The organism is Terribacillus saccharophilus (assembly GCF_046592895.1).
Classification (GTDB): domain Bacteria; phylum Bacillota; class Bacilli; order Bacillales; family Amphibacillaceae; genus Terribacillus; species Terribacillus saccharophilus_D.
Map to the genome: position 1 here is coordinate 75,647 of NZ_JAWVPU010000004.1, position 25,603 is coordinate 101,249.

At 35.5% G+C, this 25,603-nt stretch carries 23 protein-coding genes; 5 read left to right on the plus strand and 18 right to left on the minus strand.

Annotated elements, in window-relative coordinates; genetic code table 11:
* Positions 1 to 37: 37 nt before the first annotated feature.
* From SFC66_RS13175 to SFC66_RS13195, 5 genes are all read right to left on the minus strand, one after another.
* Entirely contained in the window at positions 38 to 1,795 is a 1,758-nt protein-coding gene (locus tag SFC66_RS13175) for an ABC transporter ATP-binding protein (RefSeq protein ID WP_411219197.1), read from the minus strand.
* A 296-nt stretch (positions 1,796 to 2,091) separates the two neighbouring features.
* Complete coding sequence (locus tag SFC66_RS13180; protein WP_411219198.1) at positions 2,092 to 2,553, minus strand: hypothetical protein; 462 nt, start codon at positions 2,551 to 2,553, stop codon at positions 2,092 to 2,094.
* Between the two features lie 867 nt (positions 2,554 to 3,420).
* Positions 3,421 to 3,807: a GNAT family N-acetyltransferase gene (locus tag SFC66_RS13185; RefSeq protein WP_411219199.1), complete on the minus strand. Its 387-nt coding sequence runs from the start codon at positions 3,805 to 3,807 to the stop codon at positions 3,421 to 3,423.
* Positions 3,808 to 3,906: 99 nt separating this feature from the next.
* The gene (locus SFC66_RS13190) at positions 3,907 to 5,175 is read right to left on the minus strand and encodes an NAD(P)-binding domain-containing protein (protein WP_411219200.1); all 1,269 of its coding nucleotides are present in this window, start codon (positions 5,173 to 5,175) and stop codon (positions 3,907 to 3,909) included.
* A gap of 18 nt (positions 5,176 to 5,193) precedes the next feature.
* A complete protein-coding gene (locus tag SFC66_RS13195; protein WP_411219201.1) occupies positions 5,194 to 5,526 on the minus strand; it encodes an ArsR/SmtB family transcription factor in 333 nt (110 codons plus the stop codon).
* Positions 5,527 to 5,707: 181 nt separating this feature from the next.
* On the opposite strand from SFC66_RS13195, the gene SFC66_RS13200 reads away from it, so the two are divergent.
* Positions 5,708 to 6,793 (plus strand): hypothetical protein, encoded by a 1,086-nt coding sequence (locus SFC66_RS13200; RefSeq protein WP_411219202.1) that lies wholly within the window; start codon positions 5,708 to 5,710, stop codon positions 6,791 to 6,793.
* A gap of 393 nt (positions 6,794 to 7,186) precedes the next feature.
* Here SFC66_RS13200 and SFC66_RS13205 read toward each other — a convergent pair whose 3' ends face one another.
* Complete coding sequence (locus SFC66_RS13205) at positions 7,187 to 7,831, minus strand: TetR/AcrR family transcriptional regulator (protein WP_411219203.1); 645 nt, start codon at positions 7,829 to 7,831, stop codon at positions 7,187 to 7,189.
* Between the two features lie 135 nt (positions 7,832 to 7,966).
* Here SFC66_RS13205 and SFC66_RS13210 point away from each other — a divergent pair, with 135 nt between their 5' ends.
* On the plus strand, positions 7,967 to 8,800 hold the full coding sequence (locus SFC66_RS13210; RefSeq protein WP_411219204.1) for an oxidoreductase: 834 nt from the start codon (positions 7,967 to 7,969) through the stop codon (positions 8,798 to 8,800).
* Positions 8,801 to 9,014: 214 nt separating this feature from the next.
* Here the strand turns inward: SFC66_RS13210 and SFC66_RS13215 are convergent, their stop codons facing one another.
* The gene (locus SFC66_RS13215) at positions 9,015 to 10,001 is read right to left on the minus strand and encodes an LLM class flavin-dependent oxidoreductase (RefSeq protein WP_411219205.1); all 987 of its coding nucleotides are present in this window, start codon (positions 9,999 to 10,001) and stop codon (positions 9,015 to 9,017) included.
* 218 nt (positions 10,002 to 10,219) lie between these two features.
* Here SFC66_RS13215 and SFC66_RS13220 point away from each other — a divergent pair, with 218 nt between their 5' ends.
* Entirely contained in the window at positions 10,220 to 10,768 is a 549-nt protein-coding gene (locus SFC66_RS13220) for a TetR/AcrR family transcriptional regulator (protein WP_411219206.1), read from the plus strand.
* 198 nt (positions 10,769 to 10,966) lie between these two features.
* Here the strand turns inward: SFC66_RS13220 and SFC66_RS13225 are convergent, their stop codons facing one another.
* Together SFC66_RS13225 and SFC66_RS13230 are read right to left on the minus strand one after the other, a co-directional pair.
* Positions 10,967 to 12,064, minus strand: a complete 1,098-nt coding sequence (locus SFC66_RS13225) for a Gfo/Idh/MocA family protein (protein ID WP_411219207.1) — start codon at positions 12,062 to 12,064, stop codon at positions 10,967 to 10,969.
* Between the two features lie 570 nt (positions 12,065 to 12,634).
* A complete protein-coding gene (locus tag SFC66_RS13230; protein ID WP_411219208.1) occupies positions 12,635 to 13,612 on the minus strand; it encodes an alpha/beta hydrolase in 978 nt (325 codons plus the stop codon).
* Positions 13,613 to 14,146: 534 nt separating this feature from the next.
* Here SFC66_RS13230 and SFC66_RS13235 point away from each other — a divergent pair.
* A complete protein-coding gene (locus SFC66_RS13235; protein WP_411219209.1) occupies positions 14,147 to 14,560 on the plus strand; it encodes an Rrf2 family transcriptional regulator in 414 nt (137 codons plus the stop codon).
* Between the two features lie 198 nt (positions 14,561 to 14,758).
* Here SFC66_RS13235 and SFC66_RS13240 read toward each other — a convergent pair whose 3' ends face one another.
* From SFC66_RS13240 to SFC66_RS13280, 9 genes are all read right to left on the minus strand, one after another.
* Positions 14,759 to 15,646, minus strand: a complete 888-nt coding sequence (locus SFC66_RS13240; RefSeq protein ID WP_411219210.1) for a DMT family transporter — start codon at positions 15,644 to 15,646, stop codon at positions 14,759 to 14,761.
* Between the two features lie 97 nt (positions 15,647 to 15,743).
* Positions 15,744 to 17,216, minus strand: a complete 1,473-nt coding sequence (locus tag SFC66_RS13245; RefSeq protein ID WP_411219211.1) for a glycoside hydrolase family 1 protein — start codon at positions 17,214 to 17,216, stop codon at positions 15,744 to 15,746.
* A 52-nt stretch (positions 17,217 to 17,268) separates the two neighbouring features.
* Positions 17,269 to 19,137 carry a beta-glucoside-specific PTS transporter subunit IIABC gene (locus tag SFC66_RS13250; protein ID WP_411219212.1) on the minus strand — a complete coding sequence of 623 codons (1,869 nt, stop codon included), beginning with the start codon at positions 19,135 to 19,137 and terminating at the stop codon, positions 17,269 to 17,271.
* Positions 19,138 to 19,257: 120 nt separating this feature from the next.
* Positions 19,258 to 20,100, minus strand: coding sequence for a BglG family transcription antiterminator LicT (gene licT / locus SFC66_RS13255; RefSeq protein WP_411219213.1), 843 nt, complete (start codon positions 20,098 to 20,100; stop codon positions 19,258 to 19,260).
* Positions 20,101 to 20,787: 687 nt separating this feature from the next.
* Positions 20,788 to 22,392 carry a recombinase family protein gene (locus SFC66_RS13260; protein ID WP_411219214.1) on the minus strand — a complete coding sequence of 535 codons (1,605 nt, stop codon included), beginning with the start codon at positions 22,390 to 22,392 and terminating at the stop codon, positions 20,788 to 20,790.
* Between the two features lie 73 nt (positions 22,393 to 22,465).
* Positions 22,466 to 23,773, minus strand: coding sequence for a recombinase family protein (locus tag SFC66_RS13265; RefSeq protein WP_411219215.1), 1,308 nt, complete (start codon positions 23,771 to 23,773; stop codon positions 22,466 to 22,468).
* Positions 23,763 to 23,951, minus strand: a complete 189-nt coding sequence (locus tag SFC66_RS13270) for a hypothetical protein (protein ID WP_411219216.1) — start codon at positions 23,949 to 23,951, stop codon at positions 23,763 to 23,765. The genes SFC66_RS13265 and SFC66_RS13270 overlap by 11 nt, the downstream gene beginning before the upstream one ends.
* Before the next feature lie 168 nt (positions 23,952 to 24,119).
* Complete coding sequence (locus SFC66_RS13275; protein ID WP_411219217.1) at positions 24,120 to 24,254, minus strand: hypothetical protein; 135 nt, start codon at positions 24,252 to 24,254, stop codon at positions 24,120 to 24,122.
* Positions 24,255 to 24,353: 99 nt separating this feature from the next.
* Positions 24,354 to 24,980, minus strand: coding sequence for a hypothetical protein (locus SFC66_RS13280; protein WP_411219218.1), 627 nt, complete (start codon positions 24,978 to 24,980; stop codon positions 24,354 to 24,356).
* A gap of 424 nt (positions 24,981 to 25,404) precedes the next feature.
* On the opposite strand from SFC66_RS13280, the gene SFC66_RS13285 reads away from it, so the two are divergent.
* Positions 25,405 to 25,590 carry a helix-turn-helix transcriptional regulator gene (locus tag SFC66_RS13285; RefSeq protein ID WP_411219219.1) on the plus strand — a complete coding sequence of 62 codons (186 nt, stop codon included), beginning with the start codon at positions 25,405 to 25,407 and terminating at the stop codon, positions 25,588 to 25,590.
* Positions 25,591 to 25,603 lie beyond the last annotated feature (13 nt).

Below are 25,603 nucleotides of genomic sequence, written 5' to 3' on the forward strand. Positions count from 1 at the left end.
TTCTTTACGTGATGTTTCAGGACCAGATTGACTTTTTTCAACCAATTTCAAGTTCCTCCTTTGACAATTGTGAGTATGCAATCTCTTGGTAAACCTCACTTGTCTGCATTAATTCATCATGACTGCCCATTCCTGCAATTTTTCCTTCATCCAGTACAAGAATGCAATCGGCATCTTTAATCGTACCTATCCGCTGGGCAACAATAATGGAAGTCGCATCTTTAATTTCTTGCTTTAATTTTGTGCGCAGCACACGATCGGTTTTATAATCCAGGGCAGAGAAAGAATCATCGAATAGATATACTTCAGGCATTTTATAGATAGCACGTGCAATCGATAATCTTTGCTTTTGCCCACCTGAAAGATTAGTCCCGCCTTGTGAAATAGGTGCTTGATATTGTTGATCCATCTTTTCCACAAAGTCTTTTCCTTGAGCTATCTCAACAGCTTTCATTATTTCGTTTTCAGCTGATGACTTTTTGTCTGCTTCGCCCAAAGTGACATTGGAGGAAACGGAGCCCCTAAACATGACTGCCTTTTGGGATACATAGCCGAGTTTGTCTCTCAGTGATTCCAGCTTGTAATCTTTCACATTCACACCATCCACAAGGATCTCTCCTTCTGTTGCTTCCATAAAACGCGGGATCAAGTTGACTAGTGTACTCTTACCGCTTCCAGTCGACCCGATGATAGCGAGGGTTTCTCCTTTGGACGCTTTGAAACTTATATCGCGCAGAACATATTCTGATGATCCAGGGTATTTGTAGCTGACATTCCGGAATTCAATTTCCGCTTCAGTAGTTCCTTTTGTTTCCTCTCCATCCTTGATACTAACTTCAGTATCAAGAACCTCATTGATCCTCTTTGCAGAAACAGCCGCGCGAGGCAGCAATACAAAAGTGATCGAAACCATCATAAAGGCCATGATTATCTGCATCGCATATGAAGAAAATACGACCATATCAGAGAATATGGTCAGTCGGTCTGATATTGGTGCGTTATTGATCAAGACTGCACCAATCCAATAAATGGCGAGGCTGATGCCTGACGTAATAAGGGTGATAGTCGGCATTAGGATTGCCATTGTCCTCGTCGTAAACAAATTATTTTTTGTTAAATCGTCGTTCGCTTTCTTGAATTTATCTTCGTGAAACGCAGTGGAATTGTAAGCATGAACAACGCGAACTCCGGATAAATTCTCTCTTGTAACCATATTTAGATTGTCTGTTAAAGTTTGGATCACCTTGAATTTCGGCAATGCGATAAAAACAATGACCATAATCAACAATAAAAGAACGAAAACAGCAACCCCTGTCGCAGCTGTCCACTGCCAGCTTTTCCCCATGATTTTCAGGATAGCCCAAACCGCTAATATAGGTGCTTTCAAAATGACTTGCAAACCAAGAATGATGAGCATTTGAACTTGCATGATATCATTTGTGGAACGCGTGATTAAACTTGCCGTAGAAAACCTGGATAGTTCCTCCATGGAAAAAGAAAGTGTCTTGTCAAATGCCAAAGCCCGTAATCGGTTTGAAAATCTTGCTGCCACTTTCGCCGCATAATAAACAGTTATGATTGTAGCTGCCAGACTCCCCACTGCACATAACAACATAAAACCGCCTTGGGCAAGAACATCACTAATTTCACTTCCTTCCGTCTGAACCAGCCTTGTGATCTCAGACATATAATCCGGAAGTTTTAAATCAAGCCATACTTGCACAAGAATGAATATGAAGGCAAAAGAAACTAATACCCAGTCCTTTTTCTGAAAATGTTTGAAAATTTTTAACACAAAATTCTCCCCCTCTTAACGAGCCCTGCATCTGTCCTGTATATTATTCACCCAAAAAACTATTCACGACCCACCTGTGACATCACTATTTGTACAGATGCTAACCAAAATTAAAAAACACAAAATAAATCGTACACGATACATCGTATACGATTACATTAATGGCTTGAAAAAGATATGTCAAGAGTGAGAAATCATCTTACACAGTACATGGAATGGGTTTCGGAATAATCGTACATCATCCATCACATCAAAATTCTTGCCACTTGATTCCGCAGCTTCAATCTTGTTAAAATTCATTCTGCTCTACATGTATCATATTGAAAACAGATGTTGAGAAACCAATGTAATATTCCCCATGCCAATGGAGCAGTTAATGGCAATAATATAAATGGATATGCCATTCCCCAAACTAGTATGCCATCTACATTTAATTCCTCTATTGAATTACCGAATACTAGGGTATGGGATGATAAAGAACCGAGTGTTCCTGCATACATAACGACAATAATAGCCATCCCACAACTAATTAACCATTTAATTAGTTGGCTCGATAACCGTATCTGTCTACTCCATCCACCAACTAAAGGAAATATTAAAAAAAATGGCACTATGCACTGTACAAAAACAAATAGAAACGCAATAGGTTCAAGTGTAACTATAAACGGAAGTACCGCAATAACTGTAAATGCTATTGCACATAATACTGCTGCCAAAAAACTAAATGTAAATCCTATTAAAATACCTTTTTTACTCATGCAGACCACAGACCTCACTCTCTCAAATAAAGTTAAAGGATTGATTGTAGACACTCTCAAATTCACAATACAATCAATGTTTGCGCTCATACAATAAATATTTTCAGCACATAACCTGAATCATGAACAAATCTATAGAATTCATGACATCTCTTAATCATTTCTGCTTTTTACAGTTGTTCTGCCAGCTGATGTCATAGTTACATAATCTTGTGATCAAAACTCAGATCATAGCGGATTGTATAAACTAGGGATTTTTTCTCTTCACCGCACCAATTTTCGAACAGTATCATTTTAAATCTTCATTCATTAGATGAGTTTGAAGCAAAATATTAACACTTACCCTCTTGTATCATCTTGTACCAGAACAGCAAAAAAAGCTTGAAACCCTTATGTACAAAGGATTTCAAGTTTTTATTAGTTAGTGATTCCGACTGGACTCGAACCAGCGACCCCTACCCTGTCAATTTTGTTACGGTCGAAAATAGTGTATTTATAGGGGGTTTTTACGTCTTTTACGTCCATATAGTCCACCAAAATGATTCAAAAAAATTAATTACGTTAGCAAATGCGTTAGCAAACGTCTCATCAATCAACTGTATTACTTATATCAGAAAAACAGCAGTAATACAGATCTCGTTTTAAGTACTAGGACTTCTTTCATTTAGGGCAGTTCCTTCATTAAAATGAATAAAAGCTTGCTGAAAAGTTTCGTAACTCTTATTACCTAAAGTACCCGGGTCATCCTTAAATAGTCTTGAAAAAGTAATATTGTACGCCTCTTCATTACTGCAATTTAAGGAGTTCTTCACAAGCTTAAGATACGAAATAAAATACTTTTCCCCAAAACTCCACCTTTATTTATAATCATAATTTCTTCTCCATCAGCATAACATCTCTCCATTTGCCATTTAACTGTGCAATTTTCTCTCTCCTGCCGACTACACGAAAACCGAACTTTTGATGCAGTGCCAAACTTGGAGCGTTCTCAGGGAAAATACTTGCCTGCACAGTCCACACACCTTCTATTTTGCAAACACTAAGCACATTTTCTAACAATGCAGTCCCTATACCATTACCTTGGAAGTCAGGGTCAACGTGAATGCCGACTTCTACAACACCGCTATATACTTGGCGAGAGGAATAAGGGGATAGTGCTACCCAACCCACTATCTTTTTCTCAATCTCTGCAACCAGTCTGCCAAACGACAACTTGCTGTTGTTCCAATAACCCCAATCGGGAGCATTAGTCACAAAAGTAGCGTTTCCACTATCTATACCGATCTTGTAAATGTCCCTAACACGCTCCCATCGTTTTTAACTAAATCACGTACTTGAGCTGATTTCATTGCCTTAACACCCACAGTAACTTTGTTGTTTTGCAGTAACGATATTAGTCTTACATACACCCGTTTCTGGAAGTTTCAATTTCACTTGCTTAGCTGATTCAACGTCACCTGCAATAGAAGCGACAATAGATCTTACCTGCTCGTAACCTGTAGCAAGCAAGAATGTAGGTGCTCTCCCATAGCTCTTAACTCCAGCGAAGTAGAAGTTTTTTTCCGGGTGTTTCAATTCTTCCTCGCCGTGCGGACGAACTGTACCACAGCTATGCAAGTTTGGATCGATAAGCGGCGCTAATGCTGGTGTACTCTCTACAATCGGATCAATAACGTATCGCACTTCTCGAAGAAAACTAAAATCTGGTCGCGCTCCTGTATTAACTACAATTTCATTTACGGATGAGATAATATTCTCTTCCTTACTGCTTAATGTATATTTGGATCCGTCATAATCAATTGCTTCTACATTAAACGGAGCAAATACATCTATAACACCTTGTTCCACAAGTTTATGGGCGCTTAATCCTAGTGCACCTCGAGCTGCAAGCTGGTCTTGTTCCTCTCCTCCAAATACAGATACCGGTGATTCTCTTCTAAGAATCCAAGATATCTTCGTTGAAGGATGATTTTCTTTCAGCTCCGCTAAGTTTAGCAATGTATTCAATGCAGAGTGTCCTGAACCAATCACAACAGTATGCTTATCTTTAAATACTTCTGATTGCTGCTTCACTGCCGGTATATTTGTATGTACTGAATCTCTTATAGAAGAATCAAGCCACACACCATCAGCATAAGGGGGATTTGGATTTTGCCAAGTTCCGCTTGCATCTATGATTGCTGAAGCCCTTACCTTCTCTAATTTAGATTCATTTTTATAATGGACAACGAACGCTCGTTCATTTCGGTTATCAGACTTTAATTTATCCGCATCATCTTTAGATAAAGCAACAACCTCGGAATAAAAGCGTATATTCTCTTGCATTACTGGTAGCTGTGAAAGTGGTTTTAGATATTCATTTACTAACTCTTGTCCAGTTGGCAACTTATCCTTATCCGGATGTTGCCATTCCGTTTCAGATAATAGCTTCGTTGCTGCTTGATTCGTGTTGTACTCCCAAGGAGAAAATAGTTGAACGTGACCCCATTCTAGAATATTGCTGCCTACGTTTTCTCCTTTTTCCAAAATCACAAAAGGTAAATTATATTCCACTAAATGTGCCGCAGCCGCTAAGCCTACAGGACCAGCACCAATAATTACTACAGGTAATTGATTGATCATATTACTCCCCCCTTGAATCTAGTTAGTACAGCATTTCTCTGCTTTTACCGCTGGACCTCTGAATAAGCAGCAAAGTTCTTCCGAAAGTATATGGTTCAAAACAGATGGATTCAAACCATAGTAATTCCACGTACCACGCTTTTCTTTCGTAATTAAGTCAGCATCGAGAAGAATCTTTAGATGGTAAGAAAGCTTAGACTGAGCCATTTCCATCGATTCAGTAAGGTCACAAACACAAATAGGTTCTTCTGATGATTCAGATAATAACTGTAGTAGCTCCAAACGGTTAGTATCGGCTAAAGCTTTAAATATTCTCTGATAATCACTTAGTACAAGCTCCTTCGTTTCCATAACGCCACCTACTTAAATCAAATTTTCTTGATGTTTAGAATTATATAATACATCAACTTTTTTTGATTTAAAAGAGTTATAATTATTTTTTATACTCAAGTTAGTTAGCTCTTTAATAGTAAAGGTATATATAATACTGTTGTAACCTACTTTTTATATCATTTATATGTGAGGTTGAATTATGATGGAATACCTAAAAACTTTAAACCACGACTTGCAGGGTATAAGGAAATTATTCATGGAGGGACCGACATCCATAAATTACAACTCTACATCCGGCTACTCATTTTTCCGTGACATATGTGTAATACTTTATGAAGCAAATAAAGTTTTAAAAGATTCGGGCATAATACAAGCTGATTTGCCTAATATGGAGGTAATTAAAGAGGTTCGGCATAAAGTAAAAACAAATCAAGGTATAAAAAACAGAGATATATTTAATAAGCTCCTTAAGGGGCATAAGAGTATATTCGGTGACGATATTGACAACTTGGGTTTTTATATAGATGGTGAAACTTTGGCTGGCTCTACTTTGTTCCCGACATTTGTTTTTGCTGATACACCTCTACAAGATAGTCGTGACGAAGACACCGTTCGAGGTTTTTCAAGTGAAGTGGGAGCATTAATACAGTTAATTATCGATTGGATAAACCATCCGATTTATTTGGAATCTAAGCCTCTGAAAGTTTATAATGCTAAAGAATATTCGACTAAAGACATTTGGGATAGAATCTTCTTTACGGAAGATATAACGTATAACGTATTTATAACCCGAATCCTCCTTATACAAAACGAATTAACTACTTGTATATGGATGGCGGATCACTTAGATTATAAATCCTCAATATTAAATCTTGATAAGTATATCTTGTTGCGCTTAACATCTATAAAATTGTTTGAGGTTATGAGGAATATTTTAGATGTCCGTAAGCGACTTGGACAGTATTGGAAAAAACTTAATTATAGCGCTATAGATAACATAATTGAGCAATATACTAATACACTTCAAGTTGAGATGAAAGTCCTTAGAAATATGTTGCATTATAACAATAGCGGCATAAATTTTTATGATTACGTTACTCAGCAGTTAATTACAAATCCTCAATACGTCGATGACCTATTAGAAATTATGTTTATGGATTATATCATTCCTCTCAGGAAAGGTATCTCAGGAAATATCAACATAAAATCTTATAAAAGTATGAATGACTTTGAGAAGATACTTAGAAGGTCTAGAACAAAACTATTCAATAAACCTTCCAGGTAAACGAAAAGTTCTTTTTTCTACCTATCACATAATACTCTGAGATAACATCCTCTTTTCTTTGAACTTTCAAGGAGATGTTAGGAAAACGTTAGATGTTAGTCCGCTACCGCCTGGATCACTAAATTCCTGAAAATCAAAAATGCTTGAACCCCTTAATTTTAAAGGTTTCAAGCGATTTCTTCACTTCCCGAACAATCTTTTTTTCAAGTAAGTCACTCTTGGACGCTTTCACCTTCTGCTAGATAATATAATCCAAACATAAAAGAACTTCACTAATAATCCTCGTAATGAGAAAGCCCTTATAGAAGCAATCGAAAATTAATGAATACTTCTATAAGGCTTATCACATTTTATATAGTTTGAATTTAATAGTCGGTGTAAAGTTCTAAATCATTATAAGTTATGTGAGTTTTTCGTAATAAACTTGTTTATGAAATTAACTGCACGTTGATCATCCACAGATGTCTTATATTTATCTAATACAACTATCCTTTTGTGGTGTTGATAATAATCAAGCAAAGTTTGCTCAAGTGAGAGTCCATTCTGAATTAAGTAAGAAGGATCTAAAATTTGAGTCAAAATCAGTTCATCGCTCAAGATAAGCAGTGAAGCGTTTACTTGATGAAAAAAACCGAGATTCTCTCCTTTTGTATAGAAGTCAGAAATTTGTTTTGCGCGGTGCTGTTTAGCTTGTGACAATTTATTATAAAGTTCAATTTTGTACTCTTTAAAGTTATTTAGATGATTTGAAGTAAAATAGACCAAATATATTGACTGCTCAAATACATTTAAATATTGATCAAAGAAATTACCATCATTTAAGTTAATGTTAGCACCATTTCGAATGTAGCGAACAAAAATTTCTGAAATTGTCTCCATAATCTCTTCTTTTGAAGAAAAATATTTATACATAGTTACTTTACTAACTTCCATAATCTTCGCGATCTCATCTACTTTTAACGAAGTAATGTTTATACTTCTGTTTGTGGAAACTAGCTTGCTTGCTAATGTCTCTCTAGTTTCTTTATTTTTGACCATTATTTAAACCTCCGAAAATCTACATATCATTATTATACCATATAAAAAAAATGTACAAAATGAACTATATTAGTTGTTTTAGTAAACCCTGTTTGATAGAATAAGTTGTAAATCTGATACTAGAGGAGAATACTTATGAATAATGCTAAAAAAGTTTGGTTAATTACTGGAACTTCATCGGGTTTTGGGAGAGCTTTGGCGGAAGAATTAATTGAGAATGGTGAATATGTATTGGCAACTGCTCGCAACGAGGAAAGTATATCGGACCTTGCAGAAAAAGCACCTGATCTTGTTAAAACCTTTAAACTAGATGTAACTGACAAACAGCAATCCATCAGAGTAGTGGATTTTGCAAGACAACATTTTGGAAAACTTGATGTTGTTGTTAACAATGCAGGATATGGTCTGCTCGGAGCATTAGAGGAGTTTTCCGAACAAAATATTAGAGATCAAATGGAAACAAACTTCTTTGGTGTTATCAATGTAACCAAAGCAGCATTGCCTTTATTCCGAGAGCAACAATCTGGTCATTTTATTAATATTTCATCGGTTGGCGGCATATCTACTGGCGCTTCACTCGGAATGTATGGAGCTAGTAAATTCGCTCTAGAAGGATTGTCCGAATCTCTTGCTCAAGAATTAGAACCGTTTGGCATAAAGGTAACTATTATCGAACCAGGGGCTTTCCGAACTGACTGGGCAGGACGCTCTATGAAATATGCAGATACTTTTATGCCAGAGTACTCTACGAGCTCAATGAAAGAGATGATGGAGAATTTTGTCGGTCATCAAACAGGTGACCCGTCGTTAGCAGCCAAAGCTATAATTCAAATTACTAATCATTCAAATCCGCCGTTAAGATTACCTTTAGGTTCGGATACGCTTGATATAATACAAAACAAACTTGAAGGGCAATTAAAAGATTTGAAAACTTGGGAAAGTATTACTTCTTCAACAGATTTCAAGTGATTATCTCTTACTAAGGTTAGTGGGCCTTGCATATAAAGTCAGCTACACAAGAGATCACAAGAAAAAAAGAATTCACATCGTATTACAAACGATGTGAATTCTTTTTTTTAGGGACTCTTCATTATGGTATATTCTAAAATCAGCAATAGTAATAGAATTCCCGACCAGTATTTTCATATGAACGTTAATGACTAACAGAGCCTTATAAAAAATATTAGACTTCCTGCATAGCCTCTGCAATTAGTTTAAAAGATCTTTTTCTTGCTTCAAAATCATGGATAGGCGAGACTATCATAACTTCATCTACTTTATAAATACCTATATTCTCCATGATTTTTTCCTTCACTTGTTCAGGATTTCCTACGATATTAAGGTGTGACTGACTCCTCAGAAACATTTTCTGTTCAAATGTGTAAGGATAATTTAATGCCGTCTCTCGAGATGGAAGTGCACCGATTTGGTCCCCAGCTGTAGTGAATAGTTCATAACTAGCTGCCAGTTTACGTGCTTCTTCTTCAGTATCTGCACATATGACTTGAAGTGCAATCATTCCTCTCGGTTCGGTTGCAACAACAGACGGTTCAAAGCGGGATACATATTGGTACATTGCTTCTTCTCCGCGTGATCCAAAAAATTGAGCAAATGAATATGGTACCCCATGTTTTGCTGCACGCATTCCACTGTCGCTGCTAGATCCAAGTAACCATAATTCAGGTACTGTTTTAACTTTTGGAATTGCTTGTAAACCGCTAAAACGGTGATTTTCACCGAGATTTTCGTATAGATACCCGATTAAATCATTTATTTGCTCTGAATACTCTGGCATTTTCCTGTTTTCATTCAATGCTACAGTTGCAAGGTGCATACCTCCTGTTGACCTACCTATACCGAGATCTATTCTTCCTGGGTATAGACCCTCTAATAATCGAAAGTTTTCAGCTACCTTGTATGCGCTATAGTGAGGTACCATTATTCCACCTGAACCAACACGAATTTTAGATGTTTTTGATGCTAAATGTGCAATCATAACTTCAGGTGAAGTAAATGAGAATACTGGTATCCCATGAAGCTCGGATACCCAGAATCTATTATAACCTAGGCTTTCTGTATATTGAGCAAGCTCGGTAGCTTCTTGTAAGATTTCATGTGTTTCGAATCCTTCTTTCATATATCCATGTTCCAATACACTAAGTTTAACCATATCTGCATCTCCTTATATGTTACTTTTTTGATTACGTAACCTTAACCAAATATTGAAAACTGTCCTTAAAGTAAATACACATTGATAAAATAAGTTACGTGTGTGTATTATTATATATATTGTTAGTACGTTATCAATTTCCAATGATGTATGTAATGTGCATTAATGCACAAAAAGGCACTATTTGATAATTAATTATTAAGGATTGGTGGTTCATATTGAAAACAGACAGAAGAATACTTAAATCACAAGAAGCGATTAAGAGAGCTCTGGTGGAACTCATGCTCGAAAAAAAATTTGATCGAATTACGATTCAAGATATAGCCGATCGAGCAAATGTAAGTCGTAGAACTATATATCTTCACTATGAAGACAAATATGATCTTCTTGAACAATTGATTAAAGGCCACATGGAGGAACTCAAACGCATATGTGAAGCGGAAAACCTCACCTTTAAAGATACTAATTTGCTGTGGTTTAAGTATTTCGAGGAAAATTTCGATTTTTTTTCAACAATGTTAGCTAGTGATGGTGCTACAATTTTTAGAAGTCGATTCCTTGAATTTGTCATACAAGAAACCAACAAACATAATATTACAAACAGAGAAAATCACTCTATAGAACAAGAGGCTTTTGTTCATTTTATGGGATCAGCTTCAGTTGGGTTAGTGGAATGGTGGATTAGAAATAACATACCTTTATCTCCCTTGCATATGGCGGAACAAGTAGGTATCTATCTCAACTCTTTTTGCAGTTTGAAATACTAGTACATGTTATTGAATTATATTTTGTTGTCTCTAAATTTAAGAGAATAATAGCTGAATTGTCCAAACGATAGCTATACAAAACCTATTTATACTCATAGAAGATTCTTCTATAAAGCAAAAAGTCGCCTTAATGGCGACTTTTTTATGCGCTTCTTTGTCTTCGTTTTATCACGGTTTTAAGTTCTCTCAAACACAATTTTAACTCTCTAAAACTTGTCGCTGACCTGTGATAGATGCTTTTATGACAGAATCAAGCATAAAATTCATGCGGCAGGCATCTTTAAATGTAGGAACAACCTGGGTTCCCTTTGTAAGATCTTCCGCTAAAGCTTTATAAAGTAAAACAGTTTGGTAAACTTCTTTCTGTAAATCACCCTGTGGTACTTTTAAGTAACTTTTAGGGATTTCTATAGGCATTAAACTATTACTATCCCCTTGAGCACCTGATATAGTATAGTCAGCTGATAAAAGAAGATCCCCTTTAGTTCCAGTTACGATAGTTTGAGATGTGCTACCATTTCGCTTTCCACCTTCAATATGTGCAGAGAAAACAGCATCATTAGTAAGAGTACCGCTTATTAAGACTTGATCGGGAACTGAAACTGGGATAATTTCTTTAGTTTCGATAACTTCTGCGTGATCGAACTGCTGAGCCACAACTCCGCTAAGACTTCTAATTTCACCAACAGCTGAAAGTATTGGATCAAGGAAATGGCCGCCAACTACATTAACAAGTGTATGATTTTTTTTCTTATCAGCAAGTTGTTTACTTCTTGAGGTATAGTAACCACCATAGTAATCAACTTCCATACGGAATTTAACTGAGCGAAGTCGGCCAATATATCCTGCTGCTATTAAGTCTCGGAAATATTGCACACCCGGATCGAATCGTCTCTGAAGACCTATTACCCCTCGTACACCTGCGTTTTCGGCCTCTTGTGCTAATTCCTTGGATTCCTCTAACGAAATGCCAAGCGGCCATTCACACATTACGTCTTTTCCTGCTGCAATCGCCAATCGCACAAGTTCAGCGTGTCTGAAAGTTGTTACTGTAATAACAACCAAATCTACATCAGGATGGTTAACCATTTCTTCAGCATCATTGAAAGCGTAGGGTACATTAAACAACCGTGCTGTTTCTTTTGCTGTTTCCATTTTTGTGGTACAAACTGCAGTAATTTCGTATTGAGGTAACATAGAAAGTGCAGGTAGATGTACGTTTGTTGCCCAGAAGTTTGCAGGAGAAGCACCGATGATTCCCACTCTAATTTTTTTGTCTTTTTCCATCATATTCATCTTAACTTGTCTCCTTAAATATAATCTGTAAAACTATTACCTTTTAAAGTACTATTATAAATAGAGTGATATGATTTTCAATTACCAATGCCCTGCAATCTGTGTAATAATGCACAAATTCATATTAAATGTTAATTATTTATTGATTTAGCTACTATAAACTGGCTCAGCTGCCCTTATTGCTAGAGAAAACTTTCATTGTGATCGAGGTTCTATTTATTCCTCGTTTGAGTACCAGGAGGTAATGCCTCCATCGAATCGCTTGGTTACTGCTTGCTGCGATTGCCATTGTAGTTCGAACTAAGCTATTAAGATAGAACATTTCAGACTTCAGCGAGAAAAGAACCGTAACGGAAAATGCGTGCAAACTCTACATCCATAGCGCTAAAAATGGCTTGATCCCCTACAATACAGGGACCAAGCCATTTTTAGCATTCTTATTATTTTCACTGTCTACTTGACAGGGAAGAGTTCACTAGTTCAAATGCCTAACAATCGAGGTAATGATAATTTCCATTGAAAAATGCGCATTTCATGCTAAACATTTCAAATCATTATGTTCTAAACTGTTCATTTTTCTTCTATACCATCATAAAATGCACGATTATTTGCATTTAGCATATCTCTAATAAGCGCTTTAGAAACACGAGCATCACGAATAGCACTTGGAATAACGTGTGGCGCACCAGGGTAAACATGAAATTCAGTTGGAACTCCTGCCCGAATTAATCTTTGAGCATATTCTATGCCTTCATCAATAAATAAATCCAATGCACCAATACAAATAAAAGTTGGCGGTAAACCTGAAAGGTCTTCAGCACGAGCAGGAGATGCATATAGGGATACGCCATCGATTCCAGGCTCATGTCCTAATAAAGCGGACCATCCAAAATAATCATTTTGACGCGTAAATACATATTCTCCCGCATAAGGGTGTGGTTCCTTAATTCCCGTACGATCATCTAACATAGGTACAATTAAATTTTGAAATGCAACCTTTACCTCACCTCGGTCACGAGCTAAGATTGCTAAAGCTGCAGTTAATCCGCCTCCAGCACTTGAACCACCTATAGCAATACGACTACGATCAATTTCTAGCTCTTCTGCATTATCATGAATCCATTTTAATGCTGCATAACAATCCTCTATAGCACCAGGATATCTTGTCTCAGGTGCTAATCGATAATCTACTGATACAACTGTACAGCTAAGTTCGCTTGCTATTAAAGCATTTTCAGGATTTTGCATTTCAGGAATTCCTAAGAAGAACCCCCCACCATGAATATCTAAATATGCAGGTCGATTAGGCTTAGCATTTTCAGGTTTAAAAATTAACACACGAACATCGGGAGCTCCATCTGGTCCTGGAATATACTTTTCCTCCATGTGAACATGTAGCTTATCTGGAATTCTTGTGTCAAACTGATCATTGCTTGTTTGACGGACAAATTGATAATTATCCATATTTACTTCACTATCAGGAATAAGTTCGACAATTGCTTTTAAATCTTTATCTAATAAATGCGCGCTTCTTTTTTTATTCGACACAAAATCACCCTATCGTTTGATATTTGTTAGATTTTAAGAATACCTATTTACCAGATTCCTAACCACCATCAACTAATTTAAAGTTACTGTAGTATTTTAATATTTCTTAGACATCAAAATTTCTACCTTTTTCAATTGGAATACTTTAATTATAGGAAAAATTATACTTCGTACATCCTCTATCAATATAAACCTGAGTCTATAAGTGAAATAAGCTACTCCGCAATCAAACGAACAAGAACGATCACGTTTCAATTGAGATAAATTTTTCACAATTGGATTTTACCATCTCATTAGTATCACGTCAATACATAATTATTGTTTACCATTTCACGGATGTTTTTTGTTAATGATGTATAGTTTGTGTATTATGTGCGTTTTATATTATATTCTCATCCCCAACTCGACTCATTTTTTATTTGGGTAAGGCATAATCCAAATATATCTTGAAACATTACACCTTACTTAAATTTTAAAAATTAAGCCACGTGGTACAATGGTTATAAGAATTCTTTGAAGGGTGTTTTTATATCAATGCAATTATTAAATCAGGCTGGGGATTTAGGTCCAAAATGGTTTCATGTTTCTTTAAGAATATTAGTACTATTAACAGATTCCAATACTTTGATTAAAAGTAATCAAATTGCAGAACAATTAAAAGAAGATGCTACTTTTATTCGGAAGATTTTAGCCAAATTTGTAGAACAAAAATATGTAGAGGCAAAAGGTGGACGATACGGCGGTTATCAATTGATCAAAAATCCTAAAGAAATCACCTTTAAAAATGTATATTTAATTGTTGGTAACCCACAAATTGTTCCATATTGGTCGGTACCATCAATTGGAGCTGAACAATTCATATCACTTGTCATTTCAAAGGCAGAACGTGATTTCCAAGATGTCCTGGAAAGCTATACCTTGCAAGATATATTAGATAATAAAAATTAATCAATTTTCAATTTGATGACGTAGCTTTATCTTTATCTTAAGATATTATATTTACGACAAAAAAATAAACAAATCAGAGAATACTTATATTCCCTGATAGATTTCAATTCAAAATAAATAAGAGAAAGTCTAGATTCTTCCTTAGTAGAATCAAGGCTTTCTCCTGTTCATATCATTATTTTCCCGCCCATATATTAGCTATACCTTTTGTTTTTTTAACTCACGTTTTTGTACGACTGGATGACTAGATTGCTTAAGGTTGACAAGCATGACACCTGCTAATACAAGAACAATCCCCACAATTGTAATGGCTTGTAGGTTCTCCTTTAAAAAGATTACTCCACATAGCGTTCCAACCAGCGGTACAATAAGCAAAGAAATTGATGCTTTACTTGCCGCTACTTTTGAAAGAACATAGGACCATATAACAAATGCCAGGGCCGACGCTATTATTCCTGAATAGAGAAGATAGGTTATAGCTTCTGCACTCCACTGTACACGGATATCTTCAAAACTAAAGGAATATAAAAAGAGCAGAATCGAACCAATGCCCATTTGCCAGGCAGTGAATTGAATAGGGTTACTGCCACTTAATTTTGTTTTCAATATTACATTTGATAGTGCCCAAGCAACTGCAGAACTTAAAGCAAATAATGGAATAAGAACATTTCCTCCAGTTTGCACATCCATTGCTAAAATCAACCCAGCTATTCCAAGAGATATTCCAATCATTTTTAACATATTGAGTTTTTCTCCTGGAATAAAATAATGGGCCATTATAGATAAGAACAAAGGCATACTATAAGTTAAAACAGATGTAAGTCCGGAGCTTATGTAATTTAAGGATACTTGAATTGCAATGTTGAAGTATGTTGTTTGTAAAAGACCACAAACAACATACCACTTCAATTGTCTTTTACTTGGCAATTGAATTTTTCTGATTAATAAAACTGCTATGAGAACAACTGTACCGAAGGAAAACCTTAACGCGGCAAACATTACAGGTGAAAATACATCATTACCTAGTTTCATGATAACAAAGTTAAATCCCCAAATAACGCATAATCCTAGAATAAGCCAGTTCATTTCTTCACCTCTTGTTTTTTAATACCTATAATCATTAATCACGGTTAAAAGAAAAAGGACCAACTGGTCCTTTTTCTTTTGTTCCGCCATTTTAGACTTAGTCTAGATCCTCGCCATTGCTTGCGATAACTTTCTTATACCAATGGAAAGACTTCTTCTTTATACGGCGCTTCGTTCCTCTTCCCATATCATCTTGGTCTACATAAATATAACCATAACGTTTGCTCATTTGATTAGTCGATGCACTAATCATATCAATGCAGCCCCAGCTAGTGTAACCGAATATATCTACACCATCTTTTATTGCCTCTTTAATTTGTACAATATGGTCTCTAAGATAAGATATCCGATAATCGTCTTGAATTACATCTTCTTCTTCCAACTCATCAACAGCACCTAAACCATTCTCTGCTATAAACAATGGTTTTTGATAGCGATCGTAAAGTTGATTCAAAGCTGTTCGTAAACCTTTAGGATCAATCTGCCAACCCCAATCACTTGTAGGCAAATAAGGATTCTTTATTCCACCTGTAATAAGGTTGCCCACTGCTCCTTCGAGCTTTTCGGGATGTGCACTTATTGCGCTTGACATATAATAGCTAAATGAAACGAAATCGACCGGATATTCTCTGATTATCTTTTCATCTTCAGGCTGCGTCTCTAATACAACGTTTTTTTCTTCAAACATACGCGCAGCATAAGCTGGATAATAACCTCTTGCTTGTACATCACTGAAGAATAAAGAAGTACGTTGATTCTCTACTGTGGCTTGGATATCGTCTGGATCACAGCTGTAAGGGACAAGCAGCTGGTAGCTGATCATACAGCCTACCTTGGCATCCGGATTACTTTCTTTGCATGCCTTTGTAGCAAGTGCACTTGCTACAAATTGATGATGCGCACCTTGATATTTTGCTTGTTCAATATGAGGGTGACCTTCTTCCACTACACCTAAACTTACATACGGATGATGTTTTACACAATTTATCTCGTTAAAAGTCATCCAGTATCTCACTTTATCTTTGTACCTATCAAACACAGTTGTGGCGAAGCGAACATAAAAGTCTATTACTTTTCTATTCACCCATCCGCCGTAATTTGTACCTAAGTGTAGTGGCATTTCATAATGTGATAGGGAGACAATTGGTTCAATTCCGTGCTTGTTTAATTCATCAAATACGCGATCATAAAATGCCAATCCTTCTTCATTAGGCTCCGTTTCATCACCATTTGGGTATATACGGGTCCATGCAAGAGACATGCGGTAACTTTTAAAGCCCATCTCGGCAAATAAAGCGATATCTTCTTTATAATGATGATAAAAATCGATACCATTCCTTTTAGGATAATACTTTGTACTAGATGGATCCTGTGCTTCTTCTACTTGTTTATGTGTCATCATATGCCATTGATCAGCCCATTGCTCTTTCGGAACATTTTCATCAAATACATATACGTCTGATAGGGAAAGACCTTTTCCGCCTACATCACTAGCACCTTCGAGTTGATTTGCTGCTGTGGCTCCACCCCATAAGAAATTCTCCGGAAAAGTAGTTCGCAAATTAATCATATTAGTTACCTCCATTTAATTAAATCCTTATTTTAATTGTTTATTTTACTTTCTAAACTATTAGTGATAGTATTTCTTGTTTTTGCACTACCTGTTCTTGCTCTGTAGGAAGTATATCTAAAAATCTATCTGAATTGGTCACAACTATTGGAGTAGTTGTATCATAGCCAAGGTCTTTTAATTTTTGTATATCGAATTCAGCAATTAAATCGCCTTTTTGAACCTTTGCTCCCTCTTGTACATGACAAGTGAAACCTTCTCCGTTTAATTGAACTGTATCTAAACCAATGTGAACCAATATTTCTGCCCCACTATCTGATGTGAACCCGTATGCATGTTTTGTAGCAAATACCAGCGTAATATTCCCATCAACTGGAGATACCAATTTTCCTACTTCGGGAACGATTGCAATACCCTTACCCATAGCTCCACCTGCAAATACAGGGTCGTTAGTTTCTGACAAAGGTTGAACTTTTCCTGTCAATGGACTGCTGATCTCTTCATGCCTAACTAATGACTTCTCTGCTGCAATTTCTTGTTTTGAAGATTGTTCTTTTTCATTTTTTTCTTCTGTTTTCTCCTCTTTAAATCCAATTAATATAGTTAGAATACACGCAGCGATTAGAGCGAAGAAATACGCAATAATGTAGCCTACCATTCCATGTGCAACGACTGGGATTGTTAAGAGACTTTTTTGTACTTGTGCGATTGCAGCAGAGCCGAAACCACCGACGATTCCACCACCAATTGCACCCACAGTACATGCAATTATAAATGGTGTTTTTAATTTTAAGGTAACTCCATAAACAGCCGGCTCGGTGATGCCCATTAACCCTGAGAAAAAGGCAGATAAAGATAAGCTTTTCATTTTTTTATCTTTAGTCTTAAAGAATACTCCAAGGGCCGCACCAGATTGAGCGGCAACGGAAGGTCCGATCATGGCATTGATTGAATCCCGTCCATAAACCGTAATATTATTCAGCATGATTGGAACAAATCCCCAATGCAAGCCAAAAATAACCAATATCTGCCAAGCTGCTCCTAAAATCACCCCTGATACAATTGGACTTAGATTATAAAGAAATAGGTAGCCAGAAGCTATAATAGAACTAGTATACGTTGCAAGTGGACCTATAACAATTAATGTTAACGGTAACATAATGAGCAGAACAAAGAATGGCGTCAATAAGTTTCTAATACTTTCATGAAGCCTCTTCATGAAAAATCCTTCAACGTACTTTAATACCCATACTGCTAGGATAATTGGTATTACAGTACTGCTATACTTCGCTAAAACAACAGGGATGCCCAAGAAAGTAAGCGCTTCACTTGCGTTAAGAGCATTCACTAAGTCTGGATAAATTAATCCACCTGCCAAAGCAACTGCAATGAACTGGTTTGTTTTAAACTTTCTGGATGCCGTGATGGCAAGTATCAATGGCATAAAGTAATAAAAACTATCACCTGCTGCAGCTATGATTCTATAAGTCCCACCTTCTGGATCAAGGACTCCATAATTGCCTAAAACAAAATTCAGACCTTTGATCAAACCTGAAGCTGCCAATAAACCTAAGATAGGGCTGAATATACCAGAAAGCAGATCAATAAATTTCGCGAACAAATTTCCTTTTGGAGCTCCATTATCATCATCTTTTTCCGATGCGTTTGAGGATTCTATTCCAGTCTGTTCTATTATCGCATCATGTACACGAGCTACGTTATTTCCAATAACAACTTGGAACATTCCCCCGCCCTTTGTAACTGTAATAACACCCTCTAAATCTTCAATTGCACTCTTGTTTGCTTTTTTATCATTTTTTAAAGTGAACCGTAAGCGAGTTGCACAGTGATATAAGTCAGCAATATTTTCTTTTCCACCAATATTCTCTACAATATCTTTACCTAGTTTTTGAAATTCCATCTAAAACACCCCCTAATAAATAAAAAAGACTTGGCTATAACTGAAATTGATTGATTATGACAACCTTTCAGTTAGATCCAAGTCTAGCCTCCCGAAGAGTAACAAGTTTGAATACAATATTTAATTATTTTTCCTATCCATTAAGCGCTGAATATGAATAGTCAGGTAAGTTGCTTCCGTATCAGATATCTCATATGCATATTGTTTAATAATGTGCTGCTTTATAATCTCAGTTATTTCAAATGCTTGAGAATACCTCTTCCTTACCATCTCAAATAGAACTGGATCCTCAACACTTTCATTCACTTCATTTGTAAAGATTCTATTAGCGAAAAATTTCAAATGAGTTATAAATCGAAATACATTCAATGACTCTTCGTTAATAGGTATTCTAAGGCGGTAAGTTACAATGTTTAGTATCTCTTTTGTGAAGTCAGTGATTTTTGTAACCGAATTCATATCTCCGCCTAATTGAGCGTTTACGAAATGAAAAGCTATAAAGCCCGCTTCATCTTCTCCCAAATCAACTTCAAATCTTTTATTAATCATTTCTACAGCTTTAACTGCGACAGCATATTCCTCTTTGTACAGCTTCTTTATTTCCCATAGTAAACCATTTTTGATGTTAAGGCCTTCTCGTATTCTCTTAATTGCCAAGCTAATATGATCTGGCAATGATATATAAATACCTTCATTTAATTCTTTTTTTAGTTCTCTTCTAGCCAAGCTTATTATATCATCCGCTGTATTAATTTCTTCCATAGAGACTTCTTGCAACAGTTTTTTGAATTTCGAGTACAATCCCTTATCTTCAACGTAGAATTTTTTCTCTATTCTCTTGGTGTCGATTTCATCGCCCTTCTTTTTGTTAAATGCTAACCCCTTACCAATAAGAATTATTTCATCTCCTTGGGAATCTATACTTATGGCAATATTATTGTTAATAACCTGATGTATCACCATATATTACATCCCCCTTCTCCTAGGAACTAAAAAGGCAAAACTTCAACAAACATGAAATGGATACCATTCCACGTTTAGTTGAAGTCTTGCCTGATTACCAGTAACAATCTCCAAAAAGATTATTTATTTTATACTTATAATACATTATAGCCCTAAAAATGTAAACCCTTTCTTATCATTGTAATAGCAAGCGGTCCTAGACGGTTTGATATTGTTCTTTCAGCTAAGAAACAGTCGTAATTATCGAAAGTATCATCTGAACCTAACCTTATTATAGCGGCGTTCTACAAACGAAATATAACTCCAAGTATTAGTGCTTAATTAGGTTTTAAGCCAGCAACTATTTATTAAGAATTATTCTAGCCACAATACAAGTTATATTGGCCATATTCTCATTCGGTAATATGAGCAACAGACAAATTCGAATTCGGCATTACAAGTATCTCAGTATCCCTCGATGCTTATAAAACCGAGTGACTACCCCCAAAAACCCTTGATATCAAGGGTTTTCTCATTTCCTTTCACTCTTCATTATTTAATCTTGAAAGTTTTTTCGGTAATGTAAGTAGCATTCATTTTTTATCCTCGGTAATACAAGCAGCTAAAATCTGTGGCGGATAAAATTCAATCATTCTTTTGGACAATTTAAAAGGTCGTTCTTTTAAAGAACGACCTTAATTTTAGAGGTTATACTATTCCTTCGGTCTCTTCACTTAAAGAATTCATATAATCCTCAATCTCAACGAATGGCGTTAATCTGTAATCAACCTGAATACCTGTTCTTTCATTATTGTAAGTAACACAATTTAAAACTAACCTCAAGAATGCTCTCTTTTCTCTTGAAGAGTATTCATTGATATTCCTGGAAAACCGCATTACCTTTTCTTCAAAGAAACATTCAGCGGGTAGTTTTTGTAACTTAAGGGATACCATTTCAGCTTCTTTTTTCTCCAACTCTATCTTATCAAAAGAAATGATACGAGTATACCTTCCTTCCATTACACTAAATTTGTATCTTAGTGTCTGCAAATCCTCATTAATTTTCTCTATTCTATTTTTAAGATTCTTCGCCCATTGAGTTATGGTTTGATTATAAACATCCTTGTAATTATATAAAGATCCATTCCATCTTGAAGACAGATTCCCAATAACCTTAGACTCAAGATCTTCTTTATCAACATTATATTTACAGTTGACACAACTATAATAGTTGTATTGCTTTTTTGATCCCGATGGCGTCGCATTCTTGGTTGCGAGGGTCCTACCGCATTTCATACACTTAACTACCCCCTTTAAGATAAAGGGACTATTAAAACGGCCTCTTAAAGACTTATCTTTCCTGAACGATTGTGTAATCTCCCATACTTCCTCACTAATCAATGCGGGATGGTGATTCTGGAAAAGGCTAATCTGTTCTAACTGCTTCCTTTTACTATTATGGTACCCAGTACGTGCATTCCAAGTCATATCACCAATATACCAGCGATTATTGAGGATATAGCGTACACTGGAATCCTCCCATTTTTCGTTATTGTTTGGGGAGAGAACAGGAGATTTGCTTAGAAGAAGAGCTATATCCTTATCGCTATATCCGTTACTATATAAATGAAAGATTAGTACCACTACCTTAGCGTCATCATTTGGTACTAGTTCCTCTCTTGCCCCGCTGCTGTAACTATAACCAAAGGGTGCCTTTGACCCTGGTCGCTTTGGTTTCTCTCTTTCTAAAATAGAATTGATATATGATTTTGCTGTATTCGATTTTTTCTCTGATTCACTATGAGCTCTTACAACTTTATATTGTGTTATAGGATCGTTAGGATCCCATTCAGTCTCATCTAAGCTTGAAAAGAATTTAAAACTGTTACGGAATGATTTTATCGTTACATATATATCATTAATATCAGTGATTGAGCGGGATATTCTTGACTCATCATAAAAAAATAAAGCTTGGGCCGTTTCATTCTCCTCTATAAACTTTATCATTTCAGTAGCACTCTTACGGTTATAAACCATTGTATGATACGCTGAAGTAGCTTTATCAATAAATAACACTAAAGAGAGATACCCTTCTTTTTTCGCCTTACTCACTATATACCTTAGTTGGATTTCTAGAGAATGCTTATCAGATTGTTTCTGATCAGACCACCGTATATAAGCAATCCCCAAAGGATATAAATCTGTCTTGTCCACTGAAGTTACTATGTTAAGATCTGGCAAATCTATAGCTATATCTGTGTGAAGGCTAATTCCATTATATAGATAGTTATAATTAAAGAATAATTGCTGCATTATCAGTTTCCTCCTGTACATAGTCTCCAAAATTACACACTATCCTTATGAAATCTTCACTTACTTCTATAGATTAAATGAAGAATTGAATTAGAACCTTCGTGTTAGTAACTAGTAATCTTTCCAACAGATGGTCCTTTACAACTTCAGCTAAATCAGATAACTCCATCTTTGCCTCACTTAATCGAATGAGTTGCTGATCGATTTCATCAATCTGGTTCATTAAATCTTTTTCAGAGAGTAATAGATTATCACTTAATTTATCTCTCATAATATTCCTGACTATCTTGTTGTGGAGTTTATCTACTTCAAGTCTTTTGTTATTTTTTAACGTGTTCAATTGCTTTTGTAATTCTACTATTACTGCATTACATTCTTTGTACACTTCTTTTAGATTTAAATTTGATACATAAGAGCGCAGCTTTACCTCTACTTCTTCTAATAGTGCTTGACGTGTTATTGTGATTTCTTTATGTTTTCTCCTGCAGTAGAATACTGCAGGATTAGACAATGTTCTTCTTCTACTCATACTTTTTTTGCAAATCGCGCATTCTGGAATAATTATATTTTCTTTTGAATATTCCTCGAGTGCGTTATTAATTATGTCTCTGTTTTTCTCTAGTTTCGACTGTACCTTATTAAAATCAGCCACTGACACTAATTCTTCTACGTGATCCAATCTTTGTAACTTACCGTTTATATCCGCACAACCAGCGAAAAATGGGTTTCTTAAATATTTCATAATTCTCAAGTAATCCTTACTTCTTAACTCGGCGGCGAATTTTTCTATTACTTTGAGTACCTCTAATCCATCGCTCGACTTTATAAAAGACTCGTAAAGTCTTCTTAGAAAATCACTGTCTTTATTGGCAATAAATTTAATCTTATCTTTGGTGGTTTTTACTCTGTCAAAACCATAAACTTGTGTCGGGCGAATTTTTCTTGCGTCACGTGAACGATTTGCAATATTGCGGCCATCCATTTGAGTAAAGATGCCGTGCATGCCTTCGGAGTCTATATCAACAGTATAAGGACTTTGTTCAACTGCAGTAAAAACTACTTCGACTTCGTGCTTGTTTAGAAGCTTTATAATATTCATATATTCATAAAAATTTCTTGCCAATCTATCTCTCGAATAGGCTACTACTATTGAGATATTACCTGCTTCAACCTGTGCAAGTAATTTCTTTAGTTCAGGTCTTTTCTTAATTGCTACCTTATTCGCAGAAACAGCAAAATCATTAAAGAATTCAATATTCGTTAGATTGTTAGAAGCTATATAGTTCTTAGCTAATTTTAGTTGCATCGCCACACTTTGACCTCTGCTACTAACTCTAGTGTAAATAGCTACTTTTCCCTTTCGAAATGCTTTATGTTTCATTTTGATTCTCTCCTTTAGAAATTTGATAAAAATCTGGTGACATTAACTCCGCCTGGAGATCTAAGTCGATATCCAATTCTTTAATAATTGTTCGATATATAATCATTCTGATGAAATGAAATGATTCTTTTGTTAGTTCTTCGTTTGTTGTTACTTTTAGTATCTTTATTTCAGACATAAATCTTCTCCTCTCTAATACTTTTAGGACAAGTATTGGCAAAGAGGGGGATTTATAAACTATTAATCTATTTTAAGCTCCAATTGTATTTCTATAGTTTCTGCTTTATTTAGCGGCACTACTATTTCGTATGTATTTCCTTTTTTCAGTAAGCTTTCCTCAAGAAGATTAATTAAGCTTTTCATTTTTGTCCCCCAGAATATCAACCATAAAATCTTGAATGACCTTCTTATTGACACCAGCCTCTTCTGATACCTTTAAGATTGCTTCAATCCATTCTTTGCTTGTATTAAGATCACTCAAATTAAAATCTCCCCTTATTAAAACTAGATATTATGTTATACCTCTCAGTACTTTTGATTTTCAAGAGGTAAATAAGGGGTAAACAAAAAAAATATCGCCTTAGGCGATATAATCTTCGTAAAAACTGCATAGGCCCAGTACTTCAGCGCCTGCTAATTTTTTTTTGTATTTTTTAAACTCTAAGTCTCGGTCAGTACTGAATCGGGGTGAATTATTACATATCCTCTTTAATTTATAAGCAGCTCGACGATTGTGCTCCTCTATATCCCAGCTTATAAAACGAAATTGTCCGCACTTTTTTTGGTGGTATTCAACAAAATATCGAATTAAGTTAGGCTTACTAACAAATCCCCAATTTAAGAATTGTTTTTGAGTAGGATTCTGGTTAGCAAGAGTAACGTCCACTTCCTTTAGTTTTCCACACTTTGTTCTAAGTAAGCGACGGCCATTAGAATCAACCACCTCAAGAAAAAAATCTGTATAAGATATTTTATTTCCTAAAATTTGTTTACCCGGTCCTTCTGTATACACCTGTGAGAAAGAGACATTCTCTTTAAGATTAATCAAATAGTTACACCAGTCTACAAAATAGAATGTCTTCCTAGCAGGGAATGAATTACTGTCTAGTGTTTCTCTAACAGACACCCAAACAATTAAATCTGTACTTACAAAATAACCCTGAGAATTTATTATAAACTCTCGCTTTCTTTCTTTACTCCATTCCATTCTTACATTCCCCCTGTTCTTAGAACAATTATTTTCCTAAGAACAAGAGATTTATACCTAACTTTCAACCGCTATAATTTTTCACTTCTTACTCTGGAGGTTCTATCATTATAAGCAGAGCTTTCTGAAAAAGTTTTTTCCACTTCTTATTTCAATGGTTCTATCATTGTAAGCAGAGCTTTTCTAAAAAAGTTTTTTCCACTTCTTATTTCGTTGGTTCTATCATTATAAGCAGAGCTTTTCTGAAAAAAAGTTTTTTCCACTTCTTATTTCGTTGGTTCTATCATTAGAAGCAGAGCTTTTCTGAAAAAAAGTTTTTTCCACTTCTTATTTCGTTGGTTCTATCATTAGAAGCAGAGTTTTACCGATTTTGTTAGAAGTGAATTCTTAAAATCAAATAATTAGTGCAAAAAGGAGAATATAAATGAACAAGAATTATGAAGATTACCCTATAATACTTTCCGCTGAAGATGTCGCGGATATACTCAAAGTTTCAAAATCAACAGCCTATGCTCTTATGAACGCTCCCGATTTTCCGCTAATTAAGCTTAATGGCACATATAGAGTAAAAAGGGTCTTAAAAGATAAATTCATTGAATATATCAGTTGAACATTGTCTAACC